Origin of the sequence: Streptomyces sp. ID05-26A (assembly GCF_033794685.1) — a bacterium.
GTDB lineage: Bacteria > Actinomycetota > Actinomycetes > Mycobacteriales > Pseudonocardiaceae > Lentzea.
Window position 1 is genome coordinate 486,263 of the sequence record NZ_JARAYZ010000005.1, and the last position, 22,647, is coordinate 508,909.

A 22,647-nucleotide genomic window follows, 5' to 3' on the forward strand; every position below is an offset into this window, starting at 1 on the left:
GGCGACGTCGTGGCGGCGAGGGGCGAGACGCAGGCGAACGTCGAGGTGAGCACGCTGGTCGTGCCCGCCTGGATGCTGCGTTGGCGCGCACCTGAGCTCGCTCTGGTGCTGGGTGAGCGCGCGGTCGCCCTCGCCTCCACCCGCCGCGACGAAGCCGACCGCCTGCGGGCGGAGTCGCTGGTGGTCTTCGCGGGCAACCGAGTGGGCCGCGAGGTCCGCTTCGCCGACAGGGCGATCGACGCCCTGAAGGCGGCGGAGGCCGCGGGCGAGTACGAGACCGCGTGGCTGCTGCGAGTGGAACTCGCGGCGTGCGCGCGGTCCGTGGGAGCCCCGCTGACGGGGTTCGCCGCAGTCACGCCGGTGCTCGAAGCACCGGACGTGCCCGCGGAACTGCGGGCCTCCGCGTTGGTGCAGGCGAGCGAGTGCCTGGTCACGGTCGGCCGTGGCGACGAGCCCACGAGGGCTCTCGCCGAGGCGGATCAGCTCTACGTCGCCGACACGACGCTCGACGAGGACACACGTCTGCTGCTGCGCGGCCTGATCCGCGCGGTGCAGGCCGCACAGCACCGGCGGTGGGGCGACATCGCCGCCGCCATCAGTGCCGCGCGGGAAGGTCTCGACCTGCTGAGCAGGTTCTCCGATCCGTGCGCGGACAGCGGCCAGGGCGTCGGCCGGCTCACGCTGGAGCTGGTGCTCTCGCTGATGGACGCGAACCGCCTGCTCGACGCGAGTGATGCCGGCGCACCGCTGCTCGACCGCCCGGTGCGCTCGCCGTCGGCGTCCACGACGGGCTGGCTCCGCCTGGCACTGGCCACGCGCGTGCACCTGCCCGCCGGGCGGGTCGCGCTGGCCCGCGAGATGCTGCGCGAGGCCGCCGCGAGCGCCGAACGCCACCAGCTCGACACGTTGCTGGCCGAGAGCCTGCTCGCGCTGGCCCACGTGCACGAGGTGTCCGGTGAACTGGCCGACGCGCTCACGAACCTGCGCTCCGCCCACGCCGCCGAACGCCGCCGAGCCCGTGCCGTCTACGCGGTGCGCGCCCGGCTCGCCGCCGAGTTCTCCGGTGTCCACCGCCAGCCCGCCGATCTGCACCAGCAACTGGCGAGCGTGCTCCGTCCCGTCGAGGGAATGCAGGTGGTCACCGACGGCGTGCTCTCCGCCGCACTGAAGCAACAACTCCGGCAGTGGCGCCCGGTCCAGGTCCGCAAGGGCGACGGGCTGAAGGTTCAGCGCGTCCGGCGCGCTGCCGAAGACATGACCGTGGAAGGTTTGTCCGCGGCCCGACAACACGCCGCCGATCGGTGGCGCATGGTCCAGCCGTTCGGCGAACCCGATGACAAGACCCCGGAAGCCGTGGAACCGCCACCCGCACCCCTGCCGCCCTCCTCTTCGCCTTCCCCCTCCGACCGCACCGTCCCCGCCTCCGGCCTGATCGCGTCCGCGGGCGCGATGGTGAGCGGCCGCCGCCGCGCCGCCCGGGTGGCCGCCGGCGAGATCGACGACGACCGGCCGACCACCATCGCCGAAATCCCCATCACACCGGCACTTCCGGACCCCGAGCCGCCTGGCCAGCCCCGGTCCGGCCAGTCCCAGGCCGGTCAGTCCCAACCAGGCCAGTCCCAACCCGGCCAGCCCCAGTCAGGTCACTCTGAGCCGGGATCGCCGCAGCTGACTGTGGAGCAGGAACGCAAGCGCAAGGTCGAGCAGCAGCTCATGGAGCTGCAGCGCGAGGCCCGCCGACAGATCGAGGCGGAACGCCAGGCCCGCGCCGAACAGCGCGCCCAGGCCGAACGCGAGGCCCAGGCCGCCGAGGAAGCCGCGCGCCAGGAGACCGCTCGCCAAGAAGCGGCCCGCCAGGAGGCGGCGCGTCAGGAAGCAGCCCGCGAGGAAGCCGCCCGCCTGGAAGCCGCTCGCGAAGAGGCAGCGCGTCAGGAAACCGCCCGCCAGGAAGCTGCCAGGCAGGAGGCCGCACGAGAAGAGGCGGCGCGTCAGGAAGCCGCCCGCCAGGAGTCCGCACGTCAGGAACTGGCCAGGCAGGAGGCGGCCCGCCAGGAAGCCGTGCGCCAGGAAGAGGCTCGCCGCGAGGCAGCGCGTCAGGAGGCGGTCCGCCGCGACGTCGCCCGTCAGGAGGCGGCGCACCAGGAGGTAACCCGCCAGGCCGTGGAACGCGAGGAGGCGGCCAAGGAATCCGCCGCCCGCGAGGAAGCGGCACGCGCGGAGGCTGCCGCGCGCGACGAGGCGTCCGGATCCCAGTCGGAAAGCGTGCTGGACATGCTCAAGGCCCAGGGCCTGCGAGCAGGCGGCCGCCGCCGTGCCCGCGCCGCCGAGCCCGAGGCCGACACCCCGTCGTGGCGGGTCGAACCCCCGTCGAGCCTGCGCCGGGACACGCCCGCCTCGGAGCCGTCGCAGAACTACTTCGCGGACTCGGGCCTGTCGTCCCGCTCCGACCGCTTCGGTGACAAGCAGTCCTCGTCCCGCCCCGACTACCTCGGCGACCAGGAGACCCCGGACGGCTCGTCCCGCTCGGGCCTCTCCGCGGCGTTCTCCCGTCCGCCGGCGGCCCCGGACTTCGGCCCCCACCTGGACGAACCGGCCTACCCGCTGCACACCCCGGCAGCGGGTTTCCCGGCCACCGCCCACGACCCGGACGAGCGCAAGCTCCCCGACCTGGACTTCAGCGTTCTCGACTTCAGCACCCCGAAGCCCGCGGTCTCCGTCCCCACCCCGCCCGAGCCGGCGGAAGACCTGGACCGCGAACGAGAGCAGAACCCGCTCTCGTCCGTCCCAGATCCGATCTCATCGGCGCCGGCCGAGATCCCGCAGGCCCGGGAACCGGACCTGATGTCGACGACGTTCCTGAGCTCGGCGGACGTGGACGACGACCCCTCGGACCTCCCCACGACACCGGTCCGCGTGCAAGCCCAGCCGGACCAGCCGAGCTTCGGCACCCAGGCCTTCGGCTCGCCGCCATCCTTCGACGCCGAGTCCAACCACAGCACCGACGCCGAAGCACCGACCGAGACGGGTTTCCGCGCGGTCGGCGAGCCAGACCAGGCCGAGTACGACTTCTTCGCCTCAGGCCCAGAAGCACCGGCCACCGAGTCAGGCGATGCCCCCGGCAGCAGCTCGAAGAGCGAGTCCACCGAACGGACGGGCCGCCCGAGCAGCCGCCGCAGGCCGAGCGAACTGAGCCTCGCCGACCTGCTGGCCGAGGCCTTGGTCGCCTACGAGACGGGCCGCCGCTCCGACGAGGACCAACTCGACGCCGCGGACCTGAACGCCCCGGGCTGGTCAGCAGCGGAACCCGCACCGGACACCTCCACGACAGACCAACCGGCACGCCCCGCTGAAACGGAGCCCGCCGCCGCGGATCCGGCGCCACGGCCAGGGGAGTCGTTCGGCACGGCCACGGATCTCCAGACCGGGCCGACGCCGGACACCCCCTCCGGCTCCGACGCCCTCTTCAGGCCTGGCCGGTCCTTCGGCAGCGGGCAGGACTCGGCGGCGGAGAGCCCGTCCAGTTCGGAGGCGTTGTTTCGGGCGGGTTCGTCCTTCGGTGCCCAGCAGGACTCGGCGGCGGAGATCGCGCTGGCATCGGACTCGCCGTTCGGTTCGGGTCGTCCCTCTGGAGCGGAGCGGGACTTGGCGGGTGCGTCGGACGGGGTGTCCGGCTCAGGTCAGTTCGGTGCGTCGCAGGAGCCCACGGCGGCATCGGACTCGCTGTTCGGCTCGAGCCGTCCCTCTGGCGCGGAGCAGGACACGTCGGACCCGGTGTTCGGCTCAAGCCGGTCTTTCGGCACGCAGCAGGAGCCCACGCCGTCATCCGACGCGCTGTTCGGCGCGGGCCGGTCCTTCGGCGCGCAGCACAGCTCCGCGACCTCACCGGACCCGCTGTTCGGCTCAAGCCAGTCCTTTGGTACGCAGCAGGACTCCGCGACCTCACCGGACCCGCTGTTCGGCTCAAGCCGGTCCTTTGGCACGCAGCAGGACTCCGCGACCTCGTCGGACACCCCGTTCGGCGTGAGCCAGGCCTTCGGATCCCAGCGGCTCTCGGCGGAGCCCTCCACCGAGAGCTCGCTGAGCCCGGTCCACGGCTTCCCCGCCCAGCCGTCCAGTCAGGAGTCCTACTTCGCCGGGAACCCGGCGACAACATCCACCCCCGCGTCCACCCCCGCGTCCATCCCGGAGTCCGCGCAGGAGAAGACCGGACCGATCGCCCCCGTGCCGGCCGCGTCGGACAGCGAGACCACCGGGCCGATTCGTCCGGTCCGGGCGGACGGACCTCCCGGGTGGACGCTGCCGGGGGTGTGAGGGTGGTCAGCGCCACACCTCAAGCCTTGCCCAACCCCGCCTGCCTCGCACGGACCCGGCGCTGGGCGGCAGGTCGCGCCCGCCGCTGGACGGCGACCTGCGGTGGGCGGGGTGGTGATGTCTGATGGTTCCACGGTGGTCACGACGCCGTGGGGCCCATGATCGGATGAACGTGTGGATCGACGGGGTGTCGGGGCCGGTGGAGATCGCCGGTGCCCTGTCGTGGCCACGGAAGCGGAAAGCCTTGCCGCCACTGATGAAGTGACTCGATTCAGCCCACGATTCAGTGGCCCGACAGTGCACCTCCCCTTGCCGGTGACGGCCGCCACCCCATCTATGGTGGGGCCGGACCCGGCACACAGAGGTGCCGGATAGCGTGGAGTCGCCTGAACATGACCTCGACTGGAGCCCCGACCCGAACCGACGACGTCTCCGCGGCCCCCGCCGCGGGTGATGGCAGTCCAACGGCCAGTCCAGAGCAGGTCCGTGACGAGCTGATCGAACGGGCCGCCGCCAATGCCCCCGAACTCGCTGACCTGATCCGCCTCTTCTACCGCCACGTGCCCGCCGAGGAAGTCAACGACGACGACCCGGTGGACCTGGTCGGTGCGGTGCGGTCGAACTACCAGCTCGCCGAGAGCCGCGTTCCCGGACGCGCCGCGGTGCGCATTCTGAATCCGACGCGTGGTGCCGACGGGTGGCAGTGTCCTGTCACCGTGGTCCAGGTCGTCACGGACGACATGCCCTACCTCGTCGACTCGGTCGCTTCCGAGCTCACGCGGGGTGGTGTGCAGGTGCAGCGCGTCGTGCACCCGATCGTCGTGGTGCGGCGTGACCCGGTCACCGGTGAACGCACCGAGGTGCTGCCGCTCGCCGATCCGGCCGATCCGCCCGCTGACGCGCTGGCCGAGTCGTGGATGAACATCGAGGTCGACCTCATCACCGACCCCGATCGGGCCCGCGAGCTCGAGACGCGGCTGCTGACGGTGCTGACCGACGTCCGCGAGGTCGTCGAGGACACCGATCGGATGGTCGCCACCGCGCTGCAGCTGTCCGAGGAGCTGAAGAAGGAGTCGTCCGACGCCACGGCGGAGGGGGCGAACCTGCTGGAGTGGCTCGCGGACGGGCACTTCACGTTCATGGGCTACCGGCAGTACGAGCTCGTCCAGGAGGACGGCGAACCGGCGCTGCGGGCCGTGCTCGCGAGCGGTCTCGGCGTGCTGCGCCAGGACAGCCTCGCCGCGCGCAGCCTCACCGCCGGGCCGGACAACGGCGTGCAGGCGCTGAGTCCCGACCTGCTGGTGCTGACGCAGGCCAGCGCGCAGAGCAGCGTGCACCGCAGCATCTACCCGTACTACGTCGGCGTGAAGACGTTCGACGCCGAGGGCAACGTCTCCGGCGAGCACAGGTTCCTGGGCATCTTCAGCACCACCGCGCTGCACGAGAACGTGCTCGACATCCCGGTGGTCGAACGCCGCGTGCGCGACGTGATCCACCGCGCGGGCTTCCCGCTGCAGTCGTACTCCGGCCAGCGGATGCTCGAAGTCATCCAGAACTACCCGCGCACCGAGCTGTTCTCGGTCGACGCGGACACGCTCTACCAGACGGTGACGGGTGTCATCGCGCTCGCGGAACGCCGCCGGCTGCGGCTCTTCCTGCGCCGCGACCCGTACGGCCGCTTCTTCTCGTGCCTGGTCTACCTGCCGCGCGACCGCTACACGACGACGAGCCGCCTCGCGATGCAGGAGGTGCTGCTCGCCGAGCTCGGGGGCCTGAACCTCGAGTACAGCGCGCGGATCGGCGAGTCCGCTCTGGCCCGTGTGCACTTCACGGTGCACACGGATCCGGCGCGAACGCTGGACCCGGACGTCCACACGATCCAGGCGCAACTGGCTGAGGCCGTCCGCAGCTGGGACGACCGCATGGTCGAGGCCGTCGTCGGCGACGAGGGCGAACTCGGCGCCGAGTCGGCCACCGAGCAGGGGCAGCGGTTCTCCACGGTCTTCCCGGAGGCCTACAAGGAGGACTTCCCGGCGAGCACGGGTCTGGAGGACTACCGGCGCATCGAGAAGCTCGTCGAGGGCGACCTCGACATGGTCTTCTACGTGCCCGAGGGTGCCGAGGCCGGCGAACGGCGCTTCAAGCTCTTCGTCACCGGCGAGGGCATCACCCTGTCCGACGTGCTGCCGATGCTGCAGCGCATGGGCGTCATCGTGGTCGACGAGCGGCCGTACGAGATCGCCCGCGAAGACGGCGTGCAGTGCTGGATCTACGACTTCGGCCTGCGCATCGACAAGGCCGCGCTGGCCCAGCTGTCCGAGGCCGACCTCGACAACGTGCGGGTGCGGTTCCAGGACGCGTTCGCCGCCGTCTGGCGCGGTGAGGCCGAGGTCGACAGGTTCAACTCGCTGGTGCTGCAGGCCGGGCTCACCTGGCAGCAGGCCGCGATGCTGCGGGCGTACGCGAAGTACCTGCGGCAGGCGGGCACGCCGTACTCGCAGGACTACATCGAGGACGCCGTGCTCAGCCACACGAGCGTGGCGATCGCGCTGGTCGCGTTGTTCGAGTCCCGGTTCGATCCGCGGCTCGACGACACCACGCGGGCCGACCGCACCGAGACCATGGTCGTCGAGACCGGCAAGCTGATCGACGACGTCACGAGCCTCGACGCGGACCGCATTCTGCGCAGCCTGCTCACGCTGATCAACGCCACGCTGCGGACGAACTACTTCTTCCGCGACGCGGACGGCAACGCGCGGCCGTACCTGTCGGTCAAGCTCGACCCGCAGGCCATCCCGGACCTGCCGCAGCCGCGGCCGAAGTTCGAGATCTTCGTGTACTCGCCGCGGGTCGAGGGTGTGCACCTGCGCTTCGGCAGCGTCGCGCGCGGTGGTCTGCGCTGGTCCGACCGCCGCGAGGACTTCCGCACGGAGGTGCTCGGCCTGGTCAAGGCGCAGGCTGTGAAGAACGCCGTGATCGTGCCGGTCGGCGCGAAGGGCGGGTTCGTCGTCAAGAAGCCGATCGCCCCCACCGGCGACCCCGGCATCGACCGCGAGAACTTCATGTCCGAGGGCATCGCCTGCTACAAGATGTTCATCTCGGGCCTGCTCGACCTCACCGACAACCTGATCAACAACGAGGTCGTGCCCGCGTCGCAGGTCGTGCGCTACGACGCCGACGACACGTACCTGGTCGTCGCCGCGGACAAGGGCACCGCGACGTTCTCCGACATCGCGAACGGCGTGAGCCAGAGCTACGGCTTCTGGCTGGGCGACGCGTTCGCGTCCGGTGGCTCGATCGGCTACGACCACAAGGCCATGGGCATCACGGCCAAGGGCGCGTGGGAGAGCGTGAAGCGCTCGTTCCGCGAACTCGACCTGGACACGCAGACGCAGGAGTTCACCGTCGTCGGCATCGGCGACATGTCCGGTGACGTGTTCGGCAACGGCATGATGCTGTCCGAGCACATCCGGCTCGTGGCCGCGTTCGACCACCGGCACATCTTCATCGACCCGAACCCGGTCGCGGCGAGCTCGTTCGCCGAGCGCGTGCGCCTGTTCAACGTGCCCCGCTCGTCGTGGGACGACTACGACCGCACGCTGATCAGCGAGGGCGGCGGCATCTTCCCGCTCGCCTCGAAGTCGATCCCGATCTCCGAGCAGGCCCGCGTCGCGCTGGGCCTCGACGAGGGCGTCGTGAAGCTGTCCCCGCCGGAGCTCAAGAAGGCGATCCTGCTCGCGCAGGTCGACCTGCTCTGGAACGGCGGCATCGGCACGTACGTCAAGGCGTCGACCGAGACGCACGCCGACGTCGGCGACAAGGCGAACGACTCGATCCGCGTCGACGGCAACGAGTTGCGCGTCAAGGTCGTCGGCGAGGGCGGCAACCTGGGGCTGACCCAGCGCGGCCGCATCGAGTTCGCCCGCAAGGGCGGCAAGGTCAACACCGACGCGCTCGACAACTCCGCGGGCGTCGACTGCTCCGACCACGAGGTCAACATCAAGATCCTGCTGGACCACCTGGTCCGGGAGGGTTCGGTGGAGCAGCAGCAGCGCAACGAGGTCCTCGCCGAGATGACCGACGAGGTCGGCGACCTCGTGCTGGCGGACAACTACTCGCAGAACAACGTCCTCGGTGTCAGCCGGGCGCACGCCGCCCCGATGCTGTCGGTGCACGCGCGTCTCACGGCCGATCTCGAAGCCCGCGGAGCGCTCAACCGCAAGCTGGAGGCCATGCCGAGCGTGGCGGAGTTCAAGGCGCTGGAGAAGGCCGGCGACGGTCTCACCTCACCGGAGCTCTGCACGCTGCTCGCGTTCACCAAGCTCACGCTGAAGGAAGAGCTGCTCGCGAGCGACATCCCGACGATCGACACGTTCACCCGCAAGCTCCCGGACTACTTCCCGAGCCTGCTGCGCGAACGCTTCGGCGCCGCGATCCCGAACCACCCGCTGGCACGGCAGATCATCACCACGGTCGTCGTCAACGAGGTCGTCGACGGCGGCGGCATCTCCTTCGCCTTCCGCCTGGCCGAGGAGATGAGCGCGTCGGCGACGGACGCGGTCCGCGCGTACGCCGTGGTCACCCAGGTCTTCGACCTGCCGCAGATCTGGCGCGAGATCCAGGCGCTCGACACCGTGGTGGAGACGGACGTCCAGGACAGCATGGTCCTGGAGACCCGCCGCCTGCTGGACCGCGCGTCCCGCTGGCTGCTCTCCAACCGTCCCCAGCCGCTCGCGGTGGGCTCCACGATCAACCGCTTCCGCGGCGTGGTCGAGCAGCTCAGCCCCTTCGCCTTCGAACTGTTGCAGGGCAAGGAACTGGCCGTCGTCGCGGGCAAGGCGGAGCGGTACGTCGAACAGGGCGTCCCGGCCGAGCTCGCCCGCAAGGTCGCCGCGCTGCTCTACATGTACGGGCTGCTCGACGTCACCGAGATCGCCGAACTGGCCGAGCGCGAGTTCGGCCCGGCCGGTGGAGCGGGTCCGGAGCGCACGCACCGCGAGACGGCCGAGCTGTACTTCGCGCTGTCCGACCACCTCGACATCGACCACATGCTGGACTCGGTGACGAGCCTGGAGCGCGGCAACCGCTGGCACGCCCTGGCCCGGCTGGCACTGCGTGACGACTTCTACTCGTCGCTGCGGGCCATCTCGGTCGACGTGCTGCGGGCGAGCGACGAGGACGACACGGCGAGCGAGAAGATCGCCAAGTGGGAGCAGGCCAACGCCTCCCGCCTGGTTCGCGCCCGCGGTGCGCTGGAGGAGATCAACCGGGTCCACCAGCTGGACCTCGCGACCCTCTCCGTCGCCGCCCGTCAGGTGCGGAGCATGGTCAGGTAAACGACGAACGAAGAACCGGGGCGCCGCGGATTCCGTGGCGCCCCGGTGCGGTCTCAGACGACCTGCTCCAGTTCGGCGCGCTGGTCGATCGCCCGGCCGAGCCACTGCCGTCCGACGTAGACCAGCAGCGCGACGCCGACCGCCGCGACCGTGCCGGCGGCGGATCCCATCCACAGCCCCAGAACCTCCATGCCGTCCGCGGGGGAGGGGATGTCGGTGAACGTGACGTAGACGAACAACCACGCGAGCACCAGGGCACCCGCGGCGATGGCGCCGATCGCGATGTTCGTCCACGTGAGCGCACCGGACTCGAACACCGTGCCCTCGGCCGCCCGGTGCAGCATCCCGCCCAGCGCCACCGCGAGAACCTGAAGGCACGCCACGAAAACGATCGCCGACACCACGAACGGCAGTCTCACCGACTCGTAGGGCGGGAAGTTCTCGACCTCGTTCGCGGCGGTCCCCGGGATGATCGCGACCTGCGCGAACAGGCCGCAGAGGAACGCCACGGCGAGCAGTGCCTGCAGGAAGAACACCAGTGCGCGTGACATAGATCGAGTATCGACAGCTGCCTATCGAGTTTCAATCGGCTGGTGTGGAGGTCCTGTGAAGGTCCGTGAACGGTAGGGTCCCTGCATGGGTGTCTTCGTCACTGGTGTGCGGCCTCGATGGTCGGACATGGATGCGTTCGGCCACGTCAACCACGCGAACACGGTGACGTTGCTGGAAGAAGCCCGGATCGAGCTGCTGTTCACCGAGGCCGCCCGCCACGGGGTCAAGGAACTGGCCGAGGGCATGGTCGTGGCGAAGCTCGTGGTCGAGTACCTGGCGCCGATCGTGTTCAACGGCGAGCAGGTTCTGGTGGAGATGTCGGTGCGGGAACTCAAGGCCGCTTCTCTGACGCTCGACTACGTGGTGCGCGTCGGGCGCGACGCGAACAGCCCGGTGGCGGTCAAGGCGGAGACGCTTCTGGCGCCCTACAACGTGACGACCGCACGACCGCGCAGGCTGACTGAAGCCGAGCGCGACTTTCTCGCCGGGTGGCGGGCAGGGGGAAATGGTGCCTGAACTGGTGTTGGCCGACGCGGCCGAGAGAGACGACCTCGGGGCGTTCGCCGCGCGGGCGGTGCGGCTGGAGGCGCAGAGCGTCGTGCGGCTGCGCAACCGCGACGAGGAGCGGCTCGACGCGTGGGTGGCCACGCCGTTCGACGCGCTCGCGACGCGAACCGTTGCGGGACAAGCGATTCCGGCGGACGTCACGGTGTCCGGCTCGGAGCTGCTGACGGGCCTCGCGGTCATGCGCGACGAACGCATCGACCCGGGCCCCGCGAAGGACCTGATGTGGCGCACGGCCCTGCCGCCCGCCGAGGGCTGGCTGATGGTCGACCGGCTGCCGGTCGAGGTCGTCGCGAAGCTCGCGGACGAGGGCGTCGAGGTGGCGCGGGAGAACACCGGGCCGCAGGGCACGCCGCCGGCCTCGTTGCTGGATCAGACGGTGCTGACCGTCAGCGGGTCCGGCCTGGACGTCAAGATCCCGCTGCGGGTCCTGTTCGCGTTGTCGGGCATGGGTTTCCTCGGCGAGGACGGCGAGGTGCGGGTGACCGCGACCGACTCGTGGCTGCGCATCGACGCCCGCTTCGGCGCGGTGGTCCGCCGGCGCCACTCCATGCTGCCGCTGATCGTCTGACGAACCGCGAAGGGCGGCCACCGGGTGGTGGCCGCCCTCGGAAGCGGATCAGACGAGCCAGACGGCCGTGTCGGGCGGCAACTGGTCGCCGTCCATCGGACCGGACGACAGCAGCACCTGGCCGGGCGGCAACGGCACCGACGCGCCCGAGGTGTTGAGGGCGCAGATCAGCCCGCCGCCCTTGCGCCGGAACGCGAAGCAGCCGGCCGGGGCGCCGTACCACTCCAGTTCCTCGCCGGCGAACGACGCGTTGGACTTCCGGTGCTCCAGCGCCTCGCGGTAGAGCGAGAGCATCGAGCCCGGGTCCTCCAGCTGCGCCTCGGCCGTGAGGTGGTCCCACTCGTTCGGCTGCGGCAGCCAGGTGTTCACGGCCGTCGAGAACCCGAACGGCGGGCTGGTGCCCTCCCAGGGGATCGGCACGCGGCAGCCGTCACGGCCGCGCTCGGTGTGCCCGGAACGCTCCCAGGTCGGGTCCTGCAGTGCCCAGTCCGGCAGCTCCACGTTCGGCAGGCCGAGCTCTTCGCCGTTGTAGAGGTAGATCACGCCCGGCAGCGCCAGCTCGACCAGCGTCATCGCGCGGGCCCGCTTCTCGCCGGCCGCGCCACCGCCGTACCGCGTCACGTGGCGCACCACGTCGTGGTTGGACAGCGTCCAGGTGGCGGGGGTGCCGCTCAGGGCGACGGCGCCGAGCGAGTGCTCGATGGCCGTGCGGACCGCGTCGGCGTCGAAGCCTGCCTCGACCAGCCGGAAGTTGAAGCCCAGGTGCAGCTCGTCGGGGCGGACGTAGGCGGCGAAGCGCTCGTCGTCCTTCACCCAGATCTCGCCGACGGCCATGGTGCCGGGGTAGCCGTCCATGACCTTGCGGATCATGCGGTGGATCTCGTGCACACCGTCGTTGTCGAAACGCGGGTCGTGCGCGTCGTCGCTCAGCACACCGGGCGCCTGCGCCTGGATCTGCATGTCCGGCAGGCCTTCCGGCTTGGCCATGCCGTGCGCCACGTCGATGCGGAAGCCGTCGACACCGCGGTCGAGCCAGAACCGCAGCGTCTGCTCCAGGTCGGCGCGGACCTCCGGGTGCTCCCAGTTGAGGTCGGGCTGCTCCGGCGCGAACAGGTGCAGGTACCACTGGCCGTCCGGCACGCGGGTCCACGCGGGACCGCCGAAGACGGACACCCAGTTGTTCGGCGGCTGCGAACCGTCGAAACCGCGGCCCTCGCGGAAGATGTAGCGGGCGCGCTCCATGCTGCCGGGGCCCGCCTGCAGCGCCTCCTGGAACCACACGTGCAGGTCGCTCGAGTGGTTCGGGACCAGGTCGACCGTCACGCGGATGTTGTGCTCGTGCGCGTCCGCCACCAGCCGGTCGAACGCGGCCAGGTCGCCGAACAGCGGGTCCACGTCACGCGGGTCGGCCACGTCGTAGCCGTGGTCGGCCATCGGCGAGCGGTAGAACGGGGTGAGCCACAGGGCGTCCACCCCGAGCAGCTCCAGGTAGCCGAGGCGGGAGCGGATGCCGTCGAGGTCGCCGACGCCGTCGCCGTTGGAGTCGGCGAAGGAGCGCACGTAAACCTGGTAGAAGACGGCGTCACGCCACCAGGCGGACTCTTCGGCGATCTCGGGGCTGAGGTCGGAGGATCGTCGCACGGGGGGTCATCCTGCCATTCGTCTCGCTGCTAAAGGACCCGATCGGGTGATGGACGGTCAGGACGGGCTGTTCATCAAGCTGTTCGCCGCCATCTCCATGTAGTCCCAGAGCTGCTTGTCGTGAGCCTCGTCCAGACCGGCTTCGTCGAGGGCGATCCTCATGCAGCGCAGCCACGCGTCCCGCTCGACCATGCCGATCGTGAACGGCATGTGGCGCATCCGGAGCCTCGGGTGGCCCCGGTTGTCCGAGTAGGTGTGGGGGCCGCCCCAGTACTGCATCAGGAACAGCCGGAACCGCTCCTCCGCTGGTCCGAGGTCCTCTTCCGGGTAGAGGGGACGGAGGACCTCGTCGGACTTCACCTCTTCGTAGAAGCGCGCGACGATGCGGTGGAACGTCTCCTCGCCACCGACCTGTTCGAAGAAGCTCACGGGGTTTCCCACACACCCATCCTGACTCACGGCGGCCACCGCGTGCAGGGCACCCCGCCTGTTGGGTGTGCCATAGGGGTGTGAACTGGCAGGACGCCGGGTGATCATCGTCTCGAATGGGTGTTCTAACTCACCCGGCGCCTGCGTTTGAAGCTATTTCGCGGTGAAGCCGGCTTCTTCCAGCGCCGGCATCAGCTGGGCGCGGAGGTTGCGCTGGACCGCCCACTGGCGGCCGGGACGCGTCTTCACGGTGACCCGCAGGGTGATGCCCTCCGGCGTGAACTTCTCGACGCCGAGCACCTCGGGCTTGGCCGTGATGTCGGCCTTCAGCGGGTCCTTGTCGGCGACCTCGCGGACCGTGCGGTCCAGCACCTGGGTGGCCTCGGCGAGGTTCGCGCCGTAGCTCAGCGGCAGGTCGACGACCGCGACCGCGAAGCCCTGCGACGAGTTGCCGACGCGCAGGATCTCGCCGTTGCGGACGTACCAGACCGTGCCGCCCGTGTCCCGGATCGTGGTGGTGCGCAGCGCGACGGCCTCGACGGTGCCGGTCGCGGGGCCCAGGTCCACGACGTCGCCGACGCCGTACTGGTCCTCCAGCAGCATGAACATGCCCGCCAGGAAGTCCTTCACCAGGTTCTGGGCGCCGAAACCGATGGCGACGCCCAGGATGCCCGCCGAGGTCAGCACCGGCGTGATGTCGAGCTTCACCACGATCAGGACCTCGAGGATCGCGATCCCGAAGATCATGATGGTGACGATCGACTTCAGCACCGACCCGATCGTGCGGGCACGCTGCTCGCGGCGCTCGGACATGAGGTTCCCGAGCGCCTGCGGAGCGCGTTCCCGCAACGGCTTGAGCAGGCCCGGCTTCTTGCCTTCCCTGCCGGGCGTGGTGATCCGGTCGATGACCTTGCGCAGCATGGCCCTGATCACGAACGCGGCGATCAGGATCAGGACGATCTTGATGCCGCCCGCGATGATGTCGGGGCCGTACTTCTCGAAGAAGCCGACCGCCTGCGCGGTCTTGTTCTCGATGTCATCCACGGGACTGGTCACGCGGTCGTGCCCTCCTACAACTCCATGCCTGTGGCATTCGCCAGAAACGTCAGCTGGTCCACGGCGAGAGCCACCGTCCGGCTGACCGACCGGCCCGCGTGACCGACCTCGGTCTCGCGGCGGATCAGCACGGGGTGCTTGGTCGGATCACTTGACGAAGCGTGCTGCAGTGCCGCGCACATCTTCCTGGCGTGGTTGGGGTCCACACGAGAATCCGACTCGAACACCGTGAACAACACAGAAGGGTACTCAACGTCCGTTACCACTTGGTGATAAGGCGAGTAGGAGAGCAGCCAGCCCAGCTCCTCGGAAACGCTTGCGCTGCCGTACTCGTCGGCCCACAACCGTCCGAGCAGGAACTTCTCGTAGCGCACCATGTCGAGCAGTGGCGCTGAGCACACCACCGCCGCGTAGAGCTCGGGGCGCTGGGTCAGCGCGGCGCCCACCAGCAGGCCACCGTTGGACCCTCCCATGATCGACAGCTGTTGCGGCGTCGTCCAGCCGTCGCGCACCAGACGCTCCGCCGCGGCGTGGAAGTCGTCGAACACGTTCTGCTTGTTGGCGCGCATACCGCCGACGTGCCAGTCCTCGCCTTCCTCGTCGCCGCCGCGCAACGACACGTGCACCCACACACCGCCCGCCTCGACCCACGCGAGCGTGGTCGCGCTGTAGCCGGGACCGCGGCCGATCGCGAAGCCGCCGTAGCCGGTGAGCAGCGCGGGACGGGGCAGGTCGGGCTTCTGCTCGCCACTGACGACGAACATCCGGACCGTCGTGCCGTCCTTGGACTCGTACGCGATCTGCTGCGTCGTCACGGTCGGCAGCTCGACACGGCCCGGTGCGGCCTCGTGCAGCACCGTCTTACCGGTGGCCTTCGAGAACCGGAACACCGACTGCGGCGTCACGAAGTCCGTCCACCCGAACCACAGCGTGTCCTGGTCGTGCGTGGTCAGGGCGTCCACAACGGACATGCCGTGCAGCGAACCGGTGCCGGGGAGCGGGATCTCCCGCTGGTGCGCGCCCGTCGCGGCGTCGTGGAGGTGCAGTTCGGACACCGCGTGCCGGGTGCGCAGGACGACCAGGTCGCCGTTCAGCCAGCGCACGCCGTCGAGGACCGAGTCCGGCTCCTCGGCGATGAGCTCGGTCCACTCGGTGGGGTGCGCGGGGTCGGCGACGCAGAGCCGCTGCCGGGGTGCGCCGTGGTTCGTGTGCAGGTAGAGCCTGCCGTCACGGGCGACGAACGCCGAGCATTGCACGCCGGCCTCGGTGAGGATCACCGGTTCGAGCTCGGCGTCGCCGTGCAGGTCCGCGATCCACACGGAGTCGTGCTTGAGCGTGCTGGGCGCGCCGCTCACGACCAACCAGCGGCCGTCCTGCGAGACGGTGAGCGAGTAGTAGAAGGTGTGCGCCTCGCCGTCGCCGTGCACGTTGAGGTCGGTCTCCGGGTCCGTGCCGACGCGGTGACGCCACACGCGGCGGTGGAACAGCTTCTCGTCCTCGGGCAGCAGGGCCGGGTCGAGCTGGCGCACGTAGTAGAACTCGTCGCCGCCCGGCAGCCAGCCGATGGAGGAGTAGCGGCACCGGTCGATCGGGCCCTCGACGTGCTCGCCCGTCGTGACGTCCAGGACGTGCAGCAGCGAGTGCTCGTTGCCGCCGACGGACACCTGGTAGGCGAGGCGTTCGCCCTCGATGCTGGGGGACCAGCTGTCGAGCGTGGTCGCGCCGGACGGGTCGAGCGTGCTGACGTCGAGCAGCACGCGTTCGGTGCCGTCGCTCTCGCGCACCATGACGACGGGGTGGTCCTGCTCGGGGCCGCGGCGGGTGAAGAACGCCCTGCCCGCGCGCCAGACCGGCGTGGACACCGACCCGGTGCGCATCAGCTCCTTGAGGCGCTCGCCCAGGCGTGCGCGGCCGGGCATCGCGTCCAACCAGGAGCGCGCGAGCACGTCCTGCGCCTGCGACCACTCCGCGGTGCGGGGGTCTGCCGTGTCCTCGAGCCAGCGGTAGGGATCGGCGACTTCGCGCCCGTGGAGCTGCTCGGTGAGGTTTAGCCGCTCGGCGATCGGGTACGAGATCGTCGCAGGCAGTGGAGTGGAGGGTGCCTCTGTCACCTTGTCAAGAGTAGCGGGCTCTTGAAAACCATCTCCGTTAGGGAGCTGGTTCACCCCAGGTTCGATCACGCATCCGTGACACGTCACTTATCACACGTGATTTTTTCCTGGTAAGTGTGGTCTCCTATGGCTGAACCGGTGGAGGTGGTCGCGTGCCAGACCGACAACCGACCCCTATCGGCGGCTCGCTTTCCGGCGAGGCGGCGCCGACGGTCCCCCCATGCCGAAATCAGCCCGAGCTCAGGGTCGTTCCGGATGGGGATCGAGATGGGGGAGGTCCCGGTCCGACGCCGGCGGTTTTCCCCTGGGGAAGACGCAAGGTCCTGCTGCTGAACGCCACGTTCGAGCCGCTCACGGCATTGTCACTGCGCCGCGCGGTCGTCCTCGTGGTGTGCGGGAAAGCCGAAGTCGTGCACGGAGACGCCTCCGGGCTGGTGCTGCACTCGTCGAAGTCCGAGGTGCTCGTGCCGTCCGTGATCCGGCTGAGCTCCTACGTGCGCGTGCCTTATCGCGGCCGCGTGCCGATGACCCGCGCCGGGCTCATGCACCGCGACCGTTATCGCTGCGCCTACTGCGGCGGGCGGGCCGAGACGATCGACCACGTCGTGCCGCGCTCGCGTGGCGGACCTCACACCTGGACCAACTGCGTCGCCTGCTGCGCGAAGTGCAACCACCGCAAGGCGGACAAGATGCTGTCCGAACTGGGCTGGCGGCTGCGCGTGGTTCCGGTGGCGCCGCGTGGCCCGCACTGGCGGCTGCTCGCCGGCGTGGCCGAGGCTGATCCGCAGTGGTTGCCGTACCTGGGTGAACCGGCGGCCTGAGCCGGGTTTTCGGGGTTCAGGCCGCGAGGGAGAACTCGTTCTGGCGCGCCGTGATGCGCACGGAGTCCTGCTGTGCCGTGATGCGGACCGAGTCGTCCATGGTGATGCGGACGCTGTCGTCGTGAGCCGTGATGCGGACGGAATCGTCGTGCGCGGTGATGCGGACGGAATCGTCGTGCGCGGTGATGCGCACGGAGTCGTCGTGGGCCGTGATGCGGACGCTGTCGTCCATCGTGATGCGCACCGAGTCGTCGTGCGCGGTGATCCGGACCGAGTCGTCCATCGTGATGCGGACGCTGTCGTCGTGGGCCGTGATGCGGACGGAATCGTCGTGAGCGGTGATGCGCACCGAGTCGTCGTGGGCCGTGATCCGGACCGAATCGTCCATCGTGATCCGGACGGAGTCCTCACGCGCAGTGATCCTGACGGAATCCTGCTGAGCGGTGATCCGAACGGAGTCCTCACGCGCAGTGATCCGGACAGAATCGGCACACGTGATCCTGACCGAATCGCTCGCCGTGATGCGGACCGAGTCCGTCATGGTGATGCGCACGGAGTCGCGGGCGGTGATGCGCACCGAATCGGCTGCGGTGATCCGAACGGAGTCGTCCATCGTGATCCGGACGGAGTCACTCGCGGTGATACGCACTGAATCGTCCTTGTAGCTCGGAAGAGTGAAGGTCACGGCCTGGGGGCGGGTCATCGTGAACATTTTGTGTCCTCCAGCTCGCTCGGGGCGGGTGCGCAAGACCCGTATAGGTGAAAAGCTAAGAGGTGGGTGTTCCGGGAACAAGACCCCAAACCGGCACCCGTTCGCCGCCGACCGGGTGAGGCCTGACCGGGTGTAACCGCTGCGCCGCACGAGAGCACTCGTTGGCCTTACTGGCCGGTATGGACACGCTCTGTAGCGTTCAATCCGATGGAACGTGATGTGCGTCATACGGCAAAAGGCGTGCGTGGACGGGGTTTCCGAGCGCTCATCGGAGCTTGGGCGGTGTCGCTCGTGGGCGACGGCGTGCGCATCGTCGCGCTGCCCTTGTTCACGGCCGCGAGCACCCGCAGTCCACTCGCGGTGTCCGCCGTCGCTGTCGCGCTCACGTTGCCCTGGTTGCTCGTCGCGCTGCCCGCGGGCGCCCTTGTGGACCGTTGGAGACCGCGAACCGTTGTCGTCGTGGCACATTGGCTGCGCGCCGGGGTGACCGGTTCGCTCGCTCTCGCCGTCCACACCGGACACGCGACGGTCGTCGTCTTGTGCGCCACGGCTTTCGTGCTGACGTCCGCGGAGACGTTCGCGGACTCGGCGTCCCAGGTGCTGCTCGTCGAGCTCGCGGGACCCGGCGAGCTGGAGGCGGCCAACGGGCGGTTCGTGACGGTCGAGACCGTCGGCATGGACCTGGCTGGCCCCCTGGCCGCCGCGGCGCTCTTCTGGTGGGCTCCGGCGGCCTGCTTCGCCCTCGACGCGCTCTCCTTCGTCGTCGCCGCGGCCCTCGTGTCCCGCGTGCCGGACGTCGCTCCCGAACGCTCCGGCAGTGATCTTCGAGGACAGCTCGCCGAGGGCGCCCGGTTCCTCGCGCGGACTCCTGGCCTGCGGTCACTGGTAGTTGCTGTTGCAATCACATCGATCTGCGCGGCCGCGATCAACGCCATGCTGGCGCTCTACTCCATCCAGGTACTCGGCCTCGCCGAACCGGTGGTTCCGCTGCTCGTCGTGTGCATGGCGGCCGGTGCTCTGCTAGGCGCCTGGGTGTCCCCGCGGCTCGCGGCGCGCTGGGGCTCGGGCCGGGTGATGACCGGGTTCCTGGCGTTGCTCGGCGCCGGGTTCGCGTTGTTCGGCCTCACGCCGTGGCTGACCGTGGCGTTGCTCGCCTGCGTGCTGTTCGGCGTCGCGTCCGCCGGCTGGAACGTGCTGTCCGCGACCCGGCGGCAACGGCTCACACCCGGCCCGATGATGGGCCGCGTGACCAGCGCTTATCGGGTGCTCGCCTGGGGTCTCTCGCCACTGGGCGCGGGCCTCGCCGGGCCGCTCGCGGACACCACGTCGCTCGGCACCGTCTACGTCGTGGCGGGCTCGATAGTGGGATTGACCGCGATCTTGCTGGCCCGGCCGCTCGTGCGCGGCTGAGTTCGGCTACCGTACCCGCCGTGACCATCGTGGAGACCGTTCTCGTCTTCGCGCTGATCCCGCTGGCCATTTACGGCGTGATCACGCTGCTGACGGTGAGGCCAAAGGCCACCCGGATTCCCCGGTACCGGCCCGGCCAGGAGTGGGGCTACGCCCCGGTGTGGTGGAGCGCGAACCCGGCTGGGTTGAGCGCCGAGCACCACAGCGCCGCCGAGTCCGGTGCCTCGGACTCGACCGCCAAGGGAGGCGCACGTGGCAACTGGTAAAGCGATCGTGGCCGTCGACCCGTCGACGCTGCCCCTCGGGTCCGTCGTGACGAACAGCGGTCGTGTGTCCGCGGCGAAGATGTACGAGCCGCACGCGCCGGAGCTGCCGTTCACGCCCGCCCAGCTCGCGCAGCTGGACGAGGCGCTGACGCTCTCCAGCCGCACCACGGGCCTCGACTTCAGCGTGTACCTGGGTGAGCTCGGCTCGAACGCGCACGAGCGCGCGCAGGAGCTGCACGGCTCCACCGAGCGTCCGTCGCACCACGTCCTGCTGGCCGTGTCGCCGGGCGAGCGCGTCGTCGAGATCGTGACGGGCGAGGAGTCCCACCGCCGTCTCGCCGACCGCAGCGCCAAGCTCGCCGTGATGAGCATGGTGGCGTCCTTCAAGGAGGGCGACCTCGCGGGCGGCCTCGTGTCGGGCCTGCGCATGCTGACCGACCAGGCGGGCAAGCGTTCCTGACCTTCTTCTTCCGAACGCCCCCGGCACGTCGCCGGGGGCGTTTTTCACGCGCTGACCTCGTTGCGCGCCACCACGAGGTCGGAGATCTTCTCCCAGCCGAGGCTGCGGTAGAGGTGCACGCCGACGGTCGACGAGAAGAGCAACCCGGTCGTCGCCCCGTCCCGCACCGCTTCTCGCGCAAGCGTTCCCATCACGACACGACCGAGCCCGCGCCGCCGATGTGCCTCCGCGGTCTCGATGCGGTGCGCGACGGCGTCCTGCCCGACGACGGCCATCAGCCCGCTCGCCGCCACCTCGCCGTCCGCCAGCACCTCGACCTTGATCACTGCGTCCCTGATGATCCGCACCGAGTAGCCGGCGGGTGGTTCGGAGAACGGGTGGGCGGCGAGCGTGCGACGCATGAACGTCTCGTCCGGCCGTGCGACGACCAGCCCCGCGGCTTCCAGTTCGGTGGCCGCCTTCTCTGGTGAGAGCGTGGGAACGCTCAACCAGTTCGGTTCCGCGCTGGCGGCGACGACCTCGGCGATCGCACGGGTCTGCGCGTCGTCCGTGGCGATCCACTCGAACATCCGGTGCGACCGGTTCACGTGGACGACCAGGTAGCCGTCACGCCACTCCGACGTCAGCCCGTCGGCCGCGATCCAGCCGCGGTGCCAGCGCTCCACCAGTTCGCCGATCATGCTTTCCTCTCGCCGTTGGCCGCGATCACGACGTCGGAGATCGTGTCCCAGCCCAGTTTCCGGTACAGGTGCAGGCCGTCCGGGGTCGCGAACAGCAGCCCCTCGCTCGCGCCCGCCTTGACCGCTTCTCTCGCCAGCACGCCCATCACGACGCTGCCGAGGCCGCGCCGCTGATGCTCCGGCTTCGTCGCGATCCGGTGCGGCACAGCGTCTTCACCCACGACGGCGATCAGCCCGCTCGCGGCCTCCTCGCCCTCGAAGGTCACCACGACCTCGATCACGTCGTCCTCCGGCCTCACGCGCACCGAGTAACCGTCGGGAGGTTTCGGGGCGGGGTGGTCGAAAAGGCCGCGCCGCAGGAACGTCTCCCGTCCACGCGTGACCAGTCCGGCCTGCTCGACCACCCGGGTCACCTCGTCCGGCGAGTCCGTCGCCACCGTCAGCCAGGTCGGCACGGACTGGAGTTCGACGTCCTCGGCGTGCTGCGACACGTTCGCGTCACCCGCGAGGATCCGTTCCTCCTCCCGGCCGGGCAGATCGGCCCAGACGTGCCAGTTGTCCAGCAGGTCGTGCGGTTCGACCTGCACCGCCCTGGCCCAGCCGGCGATCCAGCGGTCGACGAACGCCCCGAGCTCCACGCACCGGTCGAGGCGGTCGGCCAGGTTCGGTGTGGACGATTCCAGCACCACGTCGACTCCGTTGCGCCGCAGGTTCTTCAGCAGTCCGAGGAAGTAGTCGGGCATCGCCTGGAACGCCACGCCGGGCTCGTGCCACACGAGCGTGATGCCCGGCACGAACCACCACTCCTCGTACATCCCCGTGATGGCGTAGACGCTGCCCAGGAACCGGCCGGGCCCGACCAGCGCCTCGCTCAGCGCGAGGTGCAGGCCGAACTCGTCCGTGGCGTGCCGGCCGTCGACGTGGTGCACACCGGCCGTGGGGCGCGTGCGCGGCGCCTTCGCGGCGATCTCGTTCCACCACATGCGGCCCTCGGGGCTCAGCGGCGCCCACAGGTTCCGTTCGGCCGGAACGCCTTCCACCCACACGCGCCACGCCCCGCGAGCAGCCGGAGTGGGACGCTGGCCCACCACCCAGTCGTCGTTGTAGCGGGACTGGTCCAGCACGACGTCGAAGAGTCCTTCGCCGGCAGCGGACGGGCGCACCGACGCGACGTCCAGCGCCACCCCGGCGTGCGTCACGATCCGGCCGTCGCGGTCCAGCGCGCGCAACCCAACGTACGGGCCCCGTTCGGCGTCGGGCTCCGCGGGCCGGATGCGGCCGGGGTCGTCGCAGCCGATGAGCGTGACGGGCGGCCAGACGCTCTCGAACGAGCGTGGAAAGCCTTCCACGACACGGCACGTGCCGGTTTCGCGCAAGTCTTTGTACAGCGTGTAGGTCGGCGCGGTGTGGAAGTCGCCGTCGATCAGCTGGGTCACGCAGGCGCTGGCGACGAGATCACCACCGGGCAGTTCGGCGTGCACGACCAGATCGGCCAGGAGCCACCACTGCGAGCCGGAAACGCCGAGGTGGAAGTCACCGGTGAGCTCGGCCGCCGCGGCCGTGCACCCGCGCAGCACCAGCCGTTCGCGCTCGGGCGGCACGGGATCGGCGAACAGACCGTCGACGTCCACGACCCGTGCCAGGACCTCGTCGACGAACTCGCCGTCTTCGAGCCACCAGCGCACGACCTCGTAGCGAAACCTCACCGGACCTCCCCAGGAGACGCT

Annotated in this window: 16 protein-coding genes; 8 read left to right on the forward strand and 8 right to left on the reverse strand. The window is 70.0% G+C overall.

Annotation, left to right across the window (positions count from 1 at the left end; genetic code table 11):
* The first annotated feature begins 9 nt into the window (after window positions 1–9).
* Both PV646_RS36975 and PV646_RS36980 read left to right on the forward strand, forming a co-directional pair.
* The gene (locus tag PV646_RS36975; RefSeq protein WP_500346954.1) at window positions 10–4,311 is read left to right on the forward strand and encodes a histone H1-like repetitive region-containing protein; all 4,302 of its coding nucleotides are present in this window, start codon (window positions 10–12) and stop codon (window positions 4,309–4,311) included.
* Window positions 4,312–4,703: 392 nt separating this feature from the next.
* Window positions 4,704–9,647 carry an NAD-glutamate dehydrogenase gene (locus PV646_RS36980; RefSeq protein WP_500346955.1) on the forward strand — a complete coding sequence of 1,648 codons (4,944 nt, stop codon included), beginning with the start codon at window positions 4,704–4,706 and terminating at the stop codon, window positions 9,645–9,647.
* A gap of 53 nt (window positions 9,648–9,700) precedes the next feature.
* Here the strand turns inward: PV646_RS36980 and PV646_RS36985 are convergent, their stop codons facing one another.
* Complete coding sequence (locus tag PV646_RS36985; RefSeq protein WP_500346956.1) at window positions 9,701–10,198, reverse strand: DUF2975 domain-containing protein; 498 nt, start codon at window positions 10,196–10,198, stop codon at window positions 9,701–9,703.
* 85 nt (window positions 10,199–10,283) lie between these two features.
* Here PV646_RS36985 and PV646_RS36990 point away from each other — a divergent pair, with 85 nt between their 5' ends.
* Complete coding sequence (locus tag PV646_RS36990) at window positions 10,284–10,715, forward strand: acyl-CoA thioesterase (RefSeq protein WP_500346957.1); 432 nt, start codon at window positions 10,284–10,286, stop codon at window positions 10,713–10,715.
* Window positions 10,708–11,334, forward strand: a complete 627-nt coding sequence (locus PV646_RS36995) for a DUF8010 domain-containing protein (RefSeq protein ID WP_500346958.1) — start codon at window positions 10,708–10,710, stop codon at window positions 11,332–11,334. Before PV646_RS36990 ends, PV646_RS36995 begins: the two co-directional genes overlap by 8 nt.
* 48 nt (window positions 11,335–11,382) lie before the next feature.
* Here the strand turns inward: PV646_RS36995 and PV646_RS37000 are convergent, their stop codons facing one another.
* From PV646_RS37000 to PV646_RS37015, 4 genes are all read right to left on the reverse strand, one after another.
* Entirely contained in the window at window positions 11,383–12,975 is a 1,593-nt protein-coding gene (locus PV646_RS37000) for a glycoside hydrolase family 13 protein (RefSeq protein WP_500346959.1), read from the reverse strand.
* Window positions 12,976–13,032: 57 nt separating this feature from the next.
* Window positions 13,033–13,404 carry a globin gene (locus PV646_RS37005; RefSeq protein ID WP_500346960.1) on the reverse strand — a complete coding sequence of 124 codons (372 nt, stop codon included), beginning with the start codon at window positions 13,402–13,404 and terminating at the stop codon, window positions 13,033–13,035.
* A 153-nt stretch (window positions 13,405–13,557) separates the two neighbouring features.
* A complete protein-coding gene (locus PV646_RS37010; protein ID WP_500346961.1) occupies window positions 13,558–14,460 on the reverse strand; it encodes a mechanosensitive ion channel family protein in 903 nt (300 codons plus the stop codon).
* A 14-nt stretch (window positions 14,461–14,474) separates the two neighbouring features.
* Complete coding sequence (locus PV646_RS37015) at window positions 14,475–16,571, reverse strand: prolyl oligopeptidase family serine peptidase (protein ID WP_500346962.1); 2,097 nt, start codon at window positions 16,569–16,571, stop codon at window positions 14,475–14,477.
* A 329-nt stretch (window positions 16,572–16,900) separates the two neighbouring features.
* Between PV646_RS37015 and PV646_RS37020 the strand changes: the two genes are divergently transcribed.
* Window positions 16,901–17,392: an HNH endonuclease gene (locus tag PV646_RS37020; RefSeq protein WP_500347075.1), complete on the forward strand. Its 492-nt coding sequence runs from the start codon at window positions 16,901–16,903 to the stop codon at window positions 17,390–17,392.
* A gap of 16 nt (window positions 17,393–17,408) precedes the next feature.
* Here PV646_RS37020 and PV646_RS37025 read toward each other — a convergent pair whose 3' ends face one another.
* Complete coding sequence (locus PV646_RS37025; RefSeq protein ID WP_500346963.1) at window positions 17,409–18,041, reverse strand: DUF2345 domain-containing protein; 633 nt, start codon at window positions 18,039–18,041, stop codon at window positions 17,409–17,411.
* A gap of 270 nt (window positions 18,042–18,311) precedes the next feature.
* On the opposite strand from PV646_RS37025, the gene PV646_RS37030 reads away from it, so the two are divergent.
* From PV646_RS37030 to PV646_RS37040, 3 genes are read left to right on the forward strand one after another with little or no spacing between them, the layout of a single operon-like run.
* Window positions 18,312–19,514, forward strand: a complete 1,203-nt coding sequence (locus PV646_RS37030) for an MFS transporter (RefSeq protein ID WP_500346964.1) — start codon at window positions 18,312–18,314, stop codon at window positions 19,512–19,514.
* A gap of 20 nt (window positions 19,515–19,534) precedes the next feature.
* The gene (gene ctaJ, locus PV646_RS37035) at window positions 19,535–19,780 is read left to right on the forward strand and encodes an aa3-type cytochrome oxidase subunit CtaJ (RefSeq protein WP_090010263.1); all 246 of its coding nucleotides are present in this window, start codon (window positions 19,535–19,537) and stop codon (window positions 19,778–19,780) included.
* Window positions 19,767–20,240 carry a DUF5130 family protein gene (locus tag PV646_RS37040; RefSeq protein ID WP_500346965.1) on the forward strand — a complete coding sequence of 158 codons (474 nt, stop codon included), beginning with the start codon at window positions 19,767–19,769 and terminating at the stop codon, window positions 20,238–20,240. The genes ctaJ and PV646_RS37040 overlap by 14 nt, the downstream gene beginning before the upstream one ends.
* A gap of 44 nt (window positions 20,241–20,284) precedes the next feature.
* Here the strand turns inward: PV646_RS37040 and PV646_RS37045 are convergent, their stop codons facing one another.
* Entirely contained in the window at window positions 20,285–20,920 is a 636-nt protein-coding gene (locus PV646_RS37045) for a GNAT family N-acetyltransferase (RefSeq protein WP_500346966.1), read from the reverse strand.
* Complete coding sequence (locus tag PV646_RS37050) at window positions 20,917–22,626, reverse strand: GNAT family N-acetyltransferase (protein WP_500346967.1); 1,710 nt, start codon at window positions 22,624–22,626, stop codon at window positions 20,917–20,919. The genes PV646_RS37045 and PV646_RS37050 overlap by 4 nt, the downstream gene beginning before the upstream one ends.
* Between the last annotated feature and the right edge of the window lie 21 nt (window positions 22,627–22,647).

Coding starts and splice junctions, on each gene's coding strand:
- PV646_RS36980 (WP_500346955.1), top strand. CDS start 4,704: ATGACCTCGACTGGAGCCCCGACCCGAACCGACGACGTCTCCGCGGCC.
- PV646_RS36985 (WP_500346956.1), bottom strand. CDS start 10,198: ATGTCACGCGCACTGGTGTTCTTCCTGCAGGCACTGCTCGCCGTGGCG.
- PV646_RS36990 (WP_500346957.1), top strand. CDS start 10,284: ATGGGTGTCTTCGTCACTGGTGTGCGGCCTCGATGGTCGGACATGGAT.
- PV646_RS37030 (WP_500346964.1), top strand. CDS start 18,312: ATGGAACGTGATGTGCGTCATACGGCAAAAGGCGTGCGTGGACGGGGT.
- PV646_RS37045 (WP_500346966.1), bottom strand. CDS start 20,920: ATGATCGGCGAACTGGTGGAGCGCTGGCACCGCGGCTGGATCGCGGCC.